Origin of the sequence: Paraburkholderia diazotrophica, from assembly GCF_900108945.1 — a bacterium.
GTDB lineage: Bacteria > Pseudomonadota > Gammaproteobacteria > Burkholderiales > Burkholderiaceae > Paraburkholderia > Paraburkholderia diazotrophica.
On record NZ_FNYE01000037.1, the window covers coordinates 17030 to 29882 of the forward strand.

Sequence of the window (12853 nt, forward strand, 5' to 3'; positions counted from 1 at the left end):
TGTCCATTGTTCCACAGGCGCTTGAGGCGTTCAATGGCGATACAAATTCAGGAAGCTAATCACATGAGCAATCTTAGGAGAGTTAACGACATGGGACAGGAACTTGAAAACCGTGCAGCTGCATCGACGCCATACGGGCTGAACCTGGACGGAAAGGTCTGCGTGGTCACGGGTGCGGGCAGTGGCATTGGTGCCGGCATCGCACGCGCCTTCGCCAATGTCGGAGCACATGTGGCCCTCGTGGATCGGAATCTTGCCGGCGCTGAAGCTGTCGCCGCCGAACTTCGGAAGGCCGGCGCGGTGGCGCAGGCGATGGGCTGCGACGTGTCGGACGAAGCCTCGGTTGCCGCCGCTGCCGGCGAGGTTCGCGCAGCACTCGGGCCGGCCAGCGTGCTCGTCAACAATGCAGGGCTTCTGCGCGCCGGATCTCTCGAGACGGTCTCGATCGACGACTGGAACCAGGCCATCGCCGTGAACCTGACCGGCTATCTTCTGTGTGCGCGCGCTTTCGGGCGCGACATGCTGGCGGCGGGCAAGGGCAGTATCGTCCACGTTGCCTCGATTGCGGCGCTCAGTCCGCAGACCAATAGCGGTTCCTATAGCCCGAGCAAGGCGGGCGTGCTGCTGCTCTCGCGGCAGTTGGCGGCGGAGTGGGGCCCGCGGGGAGTGCGCAGCAACTGCGTGCTGCCCGGCATGATCCGCACTGCGCTGTCCGCGAAGTTCTACGAGGAGCCCGGCTTCGAGGCTCGCCGCGCCGCCGCCACCGCGAGCCGCCGCATCGGCGAGCCCGAGGACCTCGCCGGTCCGGCCCTGTTCCTCGCCTCTGACCTGGCTGCCTACGTCAATGGCGCGGAAGTGCTTGTCGACGGCGGGCTCGATTGCATGCTGATGGACATGGTTCCGCGCCCCGGTTTCAACGCCACGCGGGCCGCGTGAACGCCATCACACCATAACGACAAGGAGACTTGGATATGGCCAATGAGATCACTTGTGATCTGGTCGTGGTCGGATCGGGTGCTGCGGGTCTCGCCACCGCGATCACTGCACGCAAGCGCGGCCTCGATGTCATCGTGCTCGAAAAGGAGCCCGTGTTCGGTGGTACCACCGCGCTGTCGGGCGGGGTCTTGTGGATTCCGCTGAGCAAGTATGGCCGACAGCAGAACCCGGCTGACACCGTCGAGCGCGTGCGCGAATACATGATGAGCGAGACGGGCAACAACTACGATGCCGCCGCGGTCCAATGCTTTATCGAGAACGGGCCGAAAATGGTCGAGTTCTTCGAGCGTGAGACCGAGATGAAGTTCGTGCCCACGCTTTATCCGGACTATCACCCGGATGCGCCCGGCGGCGTCGACATCGGCCGCTCGATCCTCGCGGCGCCCTATGACATTCGCGGGCTCGGCAAGGACATGCAACGTCTCAAGCCGCCGCTCGAGACGATTACCTTCATGGGAATGATGTTCAATTCCTCGAACGCGGACCTCAAGCACTTCTTCCGCGCGACCAGGTCCATTGTTTCGTTTCTCTATGTGGTCCGGCGTCTGGCGACGCACATCAAGGAGTTGGCGCTTTACAGGCGGGGGATCAACGTTACGAGCGGCAACGCGCTCGCCGCGAGGCTCGCGAAGTCGGCGCTGGCGATCGACATTCCGATCGTCACCTCGACGCCCGTGAAGGAGCTGCTGTGCGAGCACGGCAAGGTGGTCGGTGTGCGCGCGACCGCAGCGGACGGTGACCTTCGGATCACCGCCAGGCACGGCGTCGTGCTGGCTTGCGGCGGCTTCCCGCATGATCTCAAGCGCATCGCACAGGTCTATCCGCATGTGAAGCGTGGGGGTGAGCATCTCTCGCCCACGCCCGTTGGCAATACGGGCGACGGGCTGACCATGGCGGAGAAGGTGGGGGGTGCCGTGAAGCTCGGCTTCCCCGATGCGTCGGCCTGGATGCCTGTCTCGAAGGTGCCCTTCGGCAAGGGCCGCACAGGCGTATTCCCGCATCTGCTTGACCGGTATAAGCCCGGCGTGATCGGCGTGGTGCGGAGCGGTCGGCGCTTCACCAATGAATCGAACTCCTACCACGATGTTGGCGCGGCGCTGATCCGTGCCTGCGAGGGTGAGCGGGAGACGGCGATGTGGCTGATCTGCGACAAGGTCGCGCTGGGCAAGTATGGACTGGGCTATGCCAAGCCCGCGCCGATGCCGGTGGGTCCGTTGCTACGTAAAGGCTACCTCATCAAGGGCGAGACGATCCGCGAGCTGGCGCGCAATTGCGGGATTGCTCCTGATGCGCTCGAGATGACGGTCTGTGCGTACAACCTGGATGCCGAGCGCGGAGAAGATCCGGCGTTCCATCGCGGTCGCACATCGTTCAACCGTTATCTCGGCGATCCGGACAACAAGCCCAATCCTTGCGTTGCGCCGATCGCGACGGGCCCCTTCTATGCGGTGAAGGTGGTGATGGGCGATCTGGGCACGTTCGACGGCCTCAGGACTGGCGTCACCGGCGAGGTGCTGCGCGCCGACGGCAGCCAGATCGAGGGTCTTTATGCGGTCGGCAATGACCGGCGCAGCGTGATGGGCGGCAACTATCCGGGCGCTGGTATCACCCATGGGCCCAACATGACTTTCGGCTATGTCACCGGTAACGCCATCGCCACCAAGGCGATGACCTGCAAGGAGAAGGTAGAAGCATGAGGACACACCCAATGTATCTGGCAAAGCCCCTCGTGGATTTCCGGGTCTACACGATCGCGCTGCGCAAGATGCCCGAGTTTATCGAGGTGTTTGACAGGCTCGCGATGCCGATCCTGCTCGAGACGCTTGGACATCCGCTCGGCTTTTGGACAAGTCTGGTCGGCGCGCAGAACCAGTTCACCCACCTATGGGGATATGACGATCTGGCAGACTATGAACGACGGTGCCTTGCACGCGATACGCATCCGGATTTCCCGGCTTATCTCAAGGCATCGGGCCATCTGATCACGGCACAGGAGACGCGGCTCATTCGTGCCGCCGCGCTGGCTAGTGTCGCAGAGTAAGCCGATGCTCGAGAGTTTTGCTATTAGTCGACAGGCGTCGTCGGATCGCGTCGGTCCAGTGCTGATGGGAACTCCCGTGTCTCTGCCGAAAAAAGGCCGGCCCCACATGGTGCCATGAGGGCCGGCCCGAAGGGATTCTGGCCATTCCGAGGGCCATTGCCAGAACCCGAGAGAATCGCCATTGTCCCGCGCGGCTCCTGAAGGCCTGCTTAACCGCGACGCGATTCGTTCAGCACCTGGCGACAGCATCACGTTCAAGACGTGCGCCGTCATCGACATGCGGAACTGCGCGCACAATAAAAGAACCGTATGCCCTGGTCGCAACTCTGACATTCTTCATCTCAGAGTGCACGGTCGATTTCGCCGCATCAGCGTCTCTTAAGTTTTGCGCGCTAAAATTGCTCGGCAAATTGTGCGTTTCATCTGGTAAGCATGTTACTTTTCGACTCGACCGATTCGGAATTACCGACCCTAACTGCACATCGCGCGCCACCTCCAGTACTTTTCTCGCTACCCGACAATCGAATGAGGAAGAACTTCCTCGCCCCATACACGGCCTTCTGAGGCTGTGTCCCGCCCGCCACAGTCAATCGTGTCTTAATGTAAAGGATCGTTACTGGAGGTCGGCTAACGCCTCCGCGCGATCCTTGCCGTGAAACTTTTTTCTTCTTTGGAAACGTGCGTTTGCGCGCGGACCGCGCGCGTAGGGCGCTCAAAATCGCCAACGTGTAGTCGCGATTCGACGTTTTCAAACAGTAACAACCGTTGATGCATAACGGGTCGCGATTCCGTTAGTTTTTGAGTAACCGATCGCGAACGAATTCCCGGAGACGTAATGCTGTCGGTGCATGTCGATCAATCGAGGCGGGAAAACCGATTACATCATGGACCTCAAGCTAAAGCGGCTCTATCACGTGTGCAACCCTGAACTGGCGTGCCTCGACGGCAATCTGCCGTCGGAGTTATGGCGTATCCGCTGCATCGATGTTCGCGAGAGGCAAGGCGCTGCGTTGCTTGCCGATGATCGGGCTGCCGGTTTGATCGAGTTCTCGTCGCTGACCATTCCCGATGATCTGAACGAAGTCGACGTACTGACAAAAGCGAGTGCTGAAATCAGCTGGGTGGCCGTCGTGACCAAGGCGCACCTGAACGATCCGGAAATACGCCGGATCGTGCGCACACGCTGCGTGAGCTACATCACGCTGCCCGCTGCCGCCGAACTGATCGCACAGACCATCGATCGCGTGTATGAAACGTCGACGGGCCACGGCGACGAGCGCAAGAGCACGGACGACGACTCGCCCGCGATGATCGGCGCGTGTGCTGCGATGACGGATGTGCGTGCAGCGATCCGGCGCGCGTGCGAGCACGAGCGGCCCGTGATGATCGTTGGCGAATCGGGGAGCGGCAAGACGATGACGGCAACGGCGATCCATTCGGGTTCCGTGCGCCGCGATAGACCGTGGGTATCGATCCATTGCGCGGCCTACGCGCCCGAGCGGCTCGCGGCAGAACTATTTGGCGACGGGGAGAGCAAAGTCGAAGGGGGCAATCGGCGATCCCGCCTGGAAATGGCGGAGGGCGGCTCACTGTATATCGACGGCATCTGCGAACTGCCGCTTGCGGCGCAACAACGTCTCGTAGATCTGCTCGACAGTGGGCCGCGCAATGTGCGCATCATCTGCTCGACACATTTCGACTTGCAACGCGCGACGGAAGAACATCGTCTGCATCCGCGCCTTGTCGCGTTGTTCGCTGGGAATACGATCACGCTTCCGGCGCTGCGCGATCGCGGCGCCGATATTCGCCTGCTCGCATCCTGGCTGCTGATAAGCTTTCGCTCCGATTCGCGTCATGGCGTGCAAGGTTTTTCCGTCTGCGCATGGGAAGCGCTCGACACGCACACATGGCCCGGCAACGTGCAGGAGCTGATCAACCGCGTCCGGCGCGCGATCGTCGTCGGCAGAGGCAAGTTGATATCGGCTGCGGATCTGGGTTTCGACAAGGTCGCGCAGGGCCCGTTGCTGAGGCCAGGCGACGAGACCGACGAGGTTCCCGAATGGGCCGCCGTCGAACTCGCAGTGGCGCGCAACCAGGGCCGGCTCGATGCGGCCGCGACAGAGCTGCACATTTCGAAAGTCCTGCTCTCGCGGATGCTCGCGTCAGACTACAAGCGGGTCGCGCCGACGGACGCCGTGCTACGGGCGGATTCCGCGTAAGCCGAAGCGAAACCGCTTGTGCGCAGTTGAACTGCGCTTCACCAACAGTTACACAATCCATTTTTGTGTAGCACCTGGCGACATTTCCACGCGCTATGCTTGTTGTTATCGATGCCGCTCGCGCGTAGCGGCGCTCTTTGCCGTCACTTTCAAAAGGAATTCTTTGCTGATTTTGATGCCGCTTTTTTGCGGAATTCACCATTGTAGTTTGTCGTTATTTCGTTCACTGTGAGCCATGAAAGAGCCCTATCGCGCCGTTATCCGTTATCCGCGTAATGACTCAGGTCGTGACTTCGTCGTGGGCGACATTCACGGCTGCTTCGGGCAATTGCGCGCCGAACTCGAAGCTCGCCATTTCGATCCGCGGCGAGACCGGTTGTTCGCCGTCGGCGATCTCGTCGACCGGGGGCCGGAATCCGATTGCGTGCTGGAAGCCGTCGAGCGCTATCGCATCAAGTCCGTCAAGGGCAATCACGAAGATGTCATCGTGCGCTGGCATCACGGCGAAGAGCAGGCGCTCTCGCTGCTGGGCAACGGCGCGAACTGGCTGCTCGATCGCGCCGAGGATATGGACTGGGTCGATCACATCGCCGGCTATATGGCGTCGCTGCCCTACGTGATCGAGATCGAAACGGAACACGGACTCATTGGCATCGTGCACGCGGATTCGCCCGCGTCGGACTGGGCGACGTTCGTGCGTGAAATCGAACGCGAGTCGCCCAACGGCACGATGCGCCGCAAGGCCATCTGGGCGCGCACACGCTGGAAGACGTATCAGCCGCATTCCGAGCCTTCGCGCAACACATTGCGAGGGCTGCTCGACAGGGCGAAGCGCAGCGTGCGCTCGCATGTGCATGCAACGGGCCACGTCGACAACGTGACGGCCGTGATCGTCGGCCATACGCCTGTGTCCGGCGTCACCGCGAAAGACAACGTGATCAATATCGACACGGGCGCCGTATATGGCGGCAAGCTCACGATCCTGGATCTCGCGGATGTGCCGCAGTGGGTCGAAGTGTTCGACCGTTCGTCCGTTGGTGCATCAGAGCCTGTCCGACGACAGCCCGTGCATCGGCAACCGGCTCGTGAGGAGCCTGCTCATGAGGAACCAACGCTTCATGAGTCGGAGATGTCGGAGCGTTTGATTCGACGCAATCCTGGTTTCGCACCCGAGCCGGTGGCCGAAAAAACTGTGGCTGAAGCAGCACCTGTGGTGGATGAGCCGCCCGTGATGACAGAGCGCGCCGCTGCCACGCACAGTCCCGCGACGACGGCCGCTGCAAGTCCTGTCATCGAGCAGGAGATTGCGGACGACGCGCCGCAACTCGCGCCCGAATCTCAGCCCAAACAGGAGCCGTTGACGTCGTTTGCATCGCAAGGCATGCACATCACCGTGCGCATGAGCCTGCACAGCTTCGTGAACGACGGGCATTCAACTGCCGATACCTCCAACCCCCATCGGCGGTAGCCCGATGCCGTGACACCAGACCGCGTGCCGCCGTGCGAGTGTGACGTCGGCCGCGGTCGACGGCATTCAGCGCGCCGCATCCATCCCGAGACGCTTGAGCAGATCGCGGCCGCGTGCGCTGATCTGCAATGCTGCCGCGCCGCCGCGATCACGCACTTCGACGAGTTCGTAATGACGCAAAGCGAGCACGTCGGGGTCGAGCGATTCGAGACGGTGTTCATTGCTGTTCACCAGCATGAGCGTCGCGATTTCGTGAGGGCTCAACATCGGGACACCTCCATAGTCGGGTGAGCGATCAGTCCCGCACATGCTAACCGGACGCCGCTACAGTTTGACTACGGATGTCTTTCGTGACGTTACGCTGTTACAGGTTTGACGATCGTGAATGGACGCGGCTTGCCCGTGCACGCGCGATCATGCGCGGAATGCGGCTCGGCAGATGGCGCACGGCTGTAACAGGCTTACGCGCGGGTAAGCCCGATACAGCAAACGGAAAGCACGCCGACGATCGACGATACGTGAGCGTTACGGCGCGGCGATGCGGCGCGGCGATGCGGCGATGCGTGGCTTGCGATCAGCGGGCGTCGTCGACGGCGACGCGGTACTCTGCTGCGTCGTCATCGACTTTCGACACGAGCGTTTCAAGCGACAGGCCCTTGGTCTCGATGCCCATCGCCCAAACCGCGAGCGCCGCGACACCGAACGACAGCGCGCCGAGCGTAAACACGCCGCCTTGTCCGAAAATGGGCAGCACGACGCCGACCGCATAGGGGCCGATCAGCGAGCCGACACGGCCGATCGCCGACGCGAAGCCCGAACCCGTGGCCCGCGCGCCTGTGCCGTACAACTCGGGCGTGTAGGTGTAGAGCGCGGCCCACATGCCGAACAGGAAGAACTGCATCGCGAGGCCCGTGCAGATCAGCAGCGTCACGCTATCCGCGTGCAGCGCTGTCTGTCCGTACAGATAGGCCATGATGCCGCCGCCCGCCAGCGACGCGATACAGGTCGGCTTGCGGCCCCAGCGTTCGACGAGCCATGCGGCGCACAGAAAGCCCGGCACGCCGCCGAGCGAAATGAGCACCGTATAGAGCACCGATTTCGTCACGGCGAAACCCGCCTGCTGCATCAATGCGCCGAGCCACGACGTGAGGCCGTAGAAGCCGAGCAACGCGAAGAACCATAGCGCCCACACCATGATCGTGCGCTGACGGTACGCGGCGCTCCAGATCTCGCGAAACGCGCCGTGTTTCGAACGCGGGGTGGGATCGGCGAGCATCGATGGCGCGGGCAGCGAGCGGATGCCTTTCGACTTCATCACCTTTGCTTCGATCTGTTCGAGCACGGCATCGGCTTGCGCGTCGCGTCCGCGATGTTCGAGCCAGCGCGGCGACTCGGGCACGATGCGGCGCACGATCAGCACGAAGACAGCGGGAATCGCGAGCAACGCAAACACCGTGCGCCAGCCGAATTGCGGCAGCACCAGAAACGACACGCAGCCAGCCGTGATGAAGCCCAACGGCCAGAAGCCGTCCATCAACGCGACGAGACGTCCGCGCGACGCTGTCGGCACGAACTCGGAGAGGAGCGTTTGCGCGATCGGAAACTCCATCCCCATGCCGATACCGAGCAGCACGCGATACACGATCAACGCGTCGACGCTTTGCGCCGTCGAGCACAGATACGACGCGACGCCCCACAGCACCATGCTCCATTGAAAAACGGGCCGGCGCCCGAAGCGATCGGCGAACAGGCCCGCGACGGCGGCGCCCAGCACCATGCCGAAGAAGCTCGCGCTGGCGACGAGGCCGGCCGTCGCGCTCGACAGGCCGAACTCGGTCTTGATCGAGCCGAGCACGAAGGTCATCGTGCCCAGATCGACCGAGTCGAAAAAGAACGCGATAGCGATGATGATGAAGATGGTGCGGTGATAGCCCGAGAAAGGCAGGCGTTCGAGACGCGCGGCGGCGCTGGCCCGTTTCCTGGACGAAGCAGTGGACGAAGAGACGGATGAAGAAGCGTTGGTCGGCATGGCATCCTCGAATGGATGAAGGAATAGGCCGGTTGTTCTGTTGCTCCGGTCCGTTCCAGTAGACGCCGCCATTAATCCGTCATATAGAACAGATTCGGCATTGCAGTGGAACGTGTGCGTCATCGGCGGATGACGCACACGGCCAGTGAATGCCTGTCAAATCGAATGCGTCGCCGTGCTCCGTGCGTGTGCATGTGCAACGATATTCGCGCCACGCGCTGGTGCGCCGTTCGCCACATAGTAGGGCGCAGTCGAGCGCGCGAGCGGCTTGCGTCCGCGAATGCGATCGGCGATTTTTTCGGCGAGCATGATGGTGGGCGCATTCAGGTTGCCCGTCGTGATGCGCGGCATGATCGATGCATCGACGACGCGCAGCCCTTCGAGACCATGCACGCGTCCTTCGCTATCGACGACGGCCATGTCGTCGTAGCCCATCGCGCACGAACACGACGGATGGTACGCAGTTTCCGCGCGTGCGCGCACAAACGCGTCGATCTGCGCATCGGTTTGCAGCTCCGCGCCGGGGCTCAGCTCGCGGCCGCGAAAGCGGTCGAGCGCGGGTTGCGCGATGATCTCGCGCGTGATGCGGATCGCGTCGCGGAACTCGCGCCAATCGAGCGCTTCCGCCATGTAGTTGAAGAGAATCGACGGATGCTCGCGCGGATCGCGCGAGCGCAGCTTCACGCGGCCACGGCTCGGCGAACGCATCGAGCCGACGTGCGCCTGGAAGCCGTGCATCTTGATCGCGTTCGTGCCGTTGTAGTTGATCGCGACGGGCAGGAAGTGATACTGGATATTCGGCCACGGATCGTCGTCGCGCGTGCGAATGAAGCCGCCCGCTTCGAAATGATTGCTCGCGCCGATGCCTGTGCCCTTCAGCATCCATTCGATGCCGATAGCGGGCTGATTGCGCAGCAGCAGCGCGGGATAGAGCGACACGGGCTCTTTGCACTCGTACTGCATGTACATCTCGAGGTGATCCTGCAAGTTCTGGCCCACGCCGGGCAAATCGAGCACGACGGGAATGTCGAATTCGCGCAGCCACGCGCCGGGGCCGATGCCCGAGCGTTGCAGGATCTGCGGCGACGCAATCGCGCCGCTACAGAGCAGCACTTCGCGGCGCGCATGCACGGTGATCTGCGCCTGGCCGTCCAGATACACGGCACCTTGCGCGCGCTTGCCGCTGAACAGAATGCGATCGGTGGTTGCGTGCGTGACGATCGTGAGATTCGCGCGCTGCTTCGCCTGATCCAGGTAGCCGCGCGCAGTGCTGGCGCGGCGGCCGTTGGCCGTCACCGTGCGGTCCATCGGGCCAAAGCCTTCCTGCCGGTAGCCGTTAAGATCGTCGGTGCGCGGATAGCCGGCCTGCACGCCCGCTTCGACCATCGCTTCGAAGAGGGGATTCACGCCGGGCTTGCTGGTCGTCACATGCACGGGGCCGTCGCCGCCGTGGTAGTCGTTCGCGCCGATATCGCGCGTCTCGGCCTTGCGGAAATACGGCAGACAATCCAGATAGGTCCAGTTTTCAAGGCCTTTTCGTTCGGCCCAGCCGTCGTAGTCGAGCGCATTGCCGCGGATATAGCACATGCCGTTGATCAGCGACGAGCCGCCCAGCCCTTTGCCGCGTCCGCATTCCATGCGTCGATTGTTCATGAACGGCTCGGGGTCCGTTTCATAGGCCCAGTTATAGCGGCGCCCCTGCAACGGATACGCGAGCGCGGCAGGCATCTGCGTGCGAAAGTCGAAGCGATAGTCGGGGCCGCCCGCTTCGAGCAGCAGCACGGTCACGTCGCGGTCTTCCGTCAGCCGCGTCGCGAGCACGTTGCCCGCCGATCCCGCGCCGATGATGATGTAGTCGTACTCTTTCGCTGCCATGCTGCGCTCCCTCAAAACACGGGCTGATAAGGGCCCAGTTCGACCTGGATGGACTTGATGCGCGTGTAGTGCTCGAGTGTGGTGATGCCGTTCTCGCGGCCCACGCCCGATTGCTTGTAGCCGCCCACGGGCATTTCGGCGGGCGACTCGCCCCACGTGTTGATCCAGCAGATGCCTGCTTCGAGCCGATGAATCACGCGATGCGCACGCGACAGGCTCTCGGTGACGACGCCCGCTGCGAGACCGTAGATCGTGTCGTTCGCGCGCGCGATCACATCGTCCTCGTCGGCGAAACTCAGAATGCTCATCACAGGGCCGAAGATTTCTTCGCGCACGATCTTCATGTCGTCGCGGCAGTCCGAGAACACGGTCGGCTGCACATACTGGCCGCGCGGGTAATCGCCGTCCATGATGCGCGCGCCGCCCAGCACGAGCCGCGCGCCTTCGTTCTTGCCGCTCTCGATGTAGCCGAGCACCTTGTCCAGTTGCGCGGCGCTCGCGAGCGGCCCGAAATTGGTCGACGGGTCCGACGGCTTGCCGATGCGAATACGCTTCACGCGTTCGATCACGCGCTCTTCGAACACCTGCTGCACCGAACGATGCACGAACACGCGCGTGCCGTTCGTGCACACCTGTCCCGCGCTGAAGAAGTTGGCCGTCACGGCGATATCGGCGGCGCGGTCGAGATCGGCATCGTCGAAGACGATCAGCGGCGACTTGCCGCCGAGTTCCATCGTCACTTCCTTCAGCGACGAAGCGCCTGCCATCGACATCACTTTCTTGCCTGTCTCGACGCCGCCCGTAAATGAAATCTTTGCGATGCCCGGATGCGCGGCCAGCATCGCGCCGACGCGTCCGTCGCCCTGCACGACGTTGAACACGCCGGCCGGCACGCCCGCTTCCAGATAGATTTCCGCGAGCTTCGACGCGGACAGCGGCGTGACCTCGCTCGGCTTGAAGATCATCGCGTTGCCGGCCGCGAGCGCCGGCGCGGACTTCCAGCACGCGATCTGGATCGGATAGTTCCATGCGCCGATGCCCGCCGTGACGCCGAGCGGTTCGCGCCGCGTATAGACGAACGATTCGGCGCGCAGCGGAATCTGCTGACCTTCGATGGCTGTGGCGAGGCCCGCGTAGTACTCGATCACGTCCGCGCCCGTGACGATGTCGACCGCGCGTGTTTCCGCGATCGGCTTGCCCGTATCGCGCATTTCGAGTTCGGCGAGTTCGTCGTTGCGCTCACGCAGCAGTTCGACCGCGCGGCGCAGGATGCGTGAGCGCTGCATCGCCGTCATCGTGGCCCACGCGCGCTGGCCTTCGCGCGCGGATTGTACGGCGCGCTCGATGTCGGCGTCACTTGCTTGCTGGACGGTCGCGAGTGTTTCGCTCGTGGCGGGATCGAACGTGTCGAAGGTGACGCCGCTCGTGGCGTCGACATATTCGCCGCCGATGTAGAGACGTTGCAGGCCGTAGACGGGCATCGGGTTTCTCCTTGAAATGCGGGTATGCGTGGCGCAGCGGTGTGTGCGCCTTATGAGCCGTTGCGCGCGAGCAGCAGGTCGATGTAGTCGTTGGCGAGACGCAGCGCGGCTTTCGTGTCGAACGGATCGCCCGACAACGCGCCGCGCAGCCACAGCCCGTCGATCATCGCCGCGAGGCCGCTGGCGGCGCGCCGCGCGGACGCGCGCGGCAACTCCTTCGCGAACTCCGCGCACAGGTTCGAATAGAGGCGGCGCGTGTTCACGCGCTGCAAGCGGCGCAGCGCGGGCTCGTGCATGCTCTCGGTCCAGAACGCGAGCCACGTCTTCATCACGGGCCCGCTCACTTGCGATACGTCGAAATTCGCCGCGACGATTGCGCGCAAACGCGCGCGCGGCTGCGCCTTCGCGGCGATACGGCGGCGCGTCGTGGCGGCCCACAGGTCGCGCAGGATATGACGCATCGTGGCTTCGAGCAGGCCGTCCTTGTCGCCGAAATAGTGGCTCACGATGCCCGTCGAGATATTCGCGCGCTGCGCGACGGACGCGAGCGTCGTGCCCGACAGACCGGCGTGGTCGATCGTGAGCAGCGTGGCGTCGATCAGCTGCGCGCGACGCACTTCGCGCATTCCGACTTTGGGCATGGTGTCTCGCGAGGCTTGCCGAAAGTCGTCACTCTAGTCTTTTTTTATTGAACGTTCAATCAACAAAAACGGGGCAATCCGGCTTTGTCGGTTTGAGGAAAAC

The 12853-nt window shown here is 62.9% G+C and carries 10 protein-coding genes; 5 read left to right on the top strand and 5 right to left on the bottom strand.

Annotation, left to right across the window (positions count from 1 at the left end; genetic code table 11):
- Positions 1-90 precede the first annotated feature (90 nt).
- The 5 genes from BMW76_RS31730 (at position 91) to BMW76_RS31750 (ending at position 6724) form a co-directional block, all read left to right on the top strand.
- Complete coding sequence (locus BMW76_RS31730; RefSeq protein ID WP_090872427.1) at positions 91-936, top strand: SDR family NAD(P)-dependent oxidoreductase; 846 nt, start codon at positions 91-93, stop codon at positions 934-936.
- Positions 937-971: 35 nt separating this feature from the next.
- Complete coding sequence (locus BMW76_RS31735) at positions 972-2693, top strand: FAD-dependent oxidoreductase (RefSeq protein WP_090872429.1); 1722 nt, start codon at positions 972-974, stop codon at positions 2691-2693.
- Positions 2690-3037 (top strand): NIPSNAP family protein, encoded by a 348-nt coding sequence (locus BMW76_RS31740; protein WP_090872431.1) that lies wholly within the window; start codon positions 2690-2692, stop codon positions 3035-3037. The genes BMW76_RS31735 and BMW76_RS31740 overlap by 4 nt, the downstream gene beginning before the upstream one ends.
- An 884-nt stretch (positions 3038-3921) precedes the next feature.
- A complete protein-coding gene (locus tag BMW76_RS31745) occupies positions 3922-5256 on the top strand; it encodes a sigma-54-dependent transcriptional regulator (RefSeq protein ID WP_090872527.1) in 1335 nt (444 codons plus the stop codon).
- A gap of 235 nt (positions 5257-5491) precedes the next feature.
- The gene (locus tag BMW76_RS31750) at positions 5492-6724 is read left to right on the top strand and encodes a metallophosphoesterase (RefSeq protein ID WP_090872434.1); all 1233 of its coding nucleotides are present in this window, start codon (positions 5492-5494) and stop codon (positions 6722-6724) included.
- 66 nt (positions 6725-6790) lie between these two features.
- Here the strand turns inward: BMW76_RS31750 and BMW76_RS31755 are convergent, their stop codons facing one another.
- From BMW76_RS31755 to betI, 5 genes are all read right to left on the bottom strand, one after another.
- On the bottom strand, positions 6791-6991 hold the full coding sequence (locus BMW76_RS31755) for a hypothetical protein (protein ID WP_090872436.1): 201 nt from the start codon (positions 6989-6991) through the stop codon (positions 6791-6793).
- A 307-nt stretch (positions 6992-7298) separates the two neighbouring features.
- Positions 7299-8753: an MFS transporter gene (locus tag BMW76_RS31760; RefSeq protein WP_090872438.1), complete on the bottom strand. Its 1455-nt coding sequence runs from the start codon at positions 8751-8753 to the stop codon at positions 7299-7301.
- A gap of 156 nt (positions 8754-8909) precedes the next feature.
- Positions 8910-10628 (bottom strand): choline dehydrogenase, encoded by a 1719-nt coding sequence (betA, locus tag BMW76_RS31765; protein WP_090872439.1) that lies wholly within the window; start codon positions 10626-10628, stop codon positions 8910-8912.
- A gap of 11 nt (positions 10629-10639) precedes the next feature.
- Positions 10640-12109, bottom strand: a complete 1470-nt coding sequence (gene betB, locus BMW76_RS31770) for a betaine-aldehyde dehydrogenase (protein ID WP_090872442.1) — start codon at positions 12107-12109, stop codon at positions 10640-10642.
- A gap of 50 nt (positions 12110-12159) precedes the next feature.
- A complete protein-coding gene (betI, locus tag BMW76_RS31775) occupies positions 12160-12750 on the bottom strand; it encodes a transcriptional regulator BetI (RefSeq protein ID WP_090872444.1) in 591 nt (196 codons plus the stop codon).
- Positions 12751-12853: the final 103 nt, after the last annotated feature.

Excerpts from the sequence above, each read along its gene's own strand:
- BMW76_RS31755 (WP_090872436.1), bottom strand. The coding sequence starts at position 6,991 with ATGTTGAGCCCTCACGAAATCGCGACGCTCATGCTGGTGAACAGCAAT.
- BMW76_RS31730 (WP_090872427.1), top strand. The coding sequence starts at position 91 with ATGGGACAGGAACTTGAAAACCGTGCAGCTGCATCGACGCCATACGGG.
- BMW76_RS31750 (WP_090872434.1), top strand. The coding sequence starts at position 5,492 with ATGAAAGAGCCCTATCGCGCCGTTATCCGTTATCCGCGTAATGACTCA.
- BMW76_RS31745 (WP_090872527.1), top strand. The coding sequence starts at position 3,922 with ATGGACCTCAAGCTAAAGCGGCTCTATCACGTGTGCAACCCTGAACTG.
- BMW76_RS31740 (WP_090872431.1), top strand. The coding sequence starts at position 2,690 with ATGAGGACACACCCAATGTATCTGGCAAAGCCCCTCGTGGATTTCCGG.
- betB (WP_090872442.1), bottom strand. The coding sequence starts at position 12,109 with ATGCCCGTCTACGGCCTGCAACGTCTCTACATCGGCGGCGAATATGTC.
- betI (WP_090872444.1), bottom strand. The coding sequence starts at position 12,750 with ATGCCCAAAGTCGGAATGCGCGAAGTGCGTCGCGCGCAGCTGATCGAC.
- betA (WP_090872439.1), bottom strand. The coding sequence starts at position 10,628 with ATGGCAGCGAAAGAGTACGACTACATCATCATCGGCGCGGGATCGGCG.
- BMW76_RS31735 (WP_090872429.1), top strand. The coding sequence starts at position 972 with ATGGCCAATGAGATCACTTGTGATCTGGTCGTGGTCGGATCGGGTGCT.
- BMW76_RS31760 (WP_090872438.1), bottom strand. The coding sequence starts at position 8,753 with ATGCCGACCAACGCTTCTTCATCCGTCTCTTCGTCCACTGCTTCGTCC.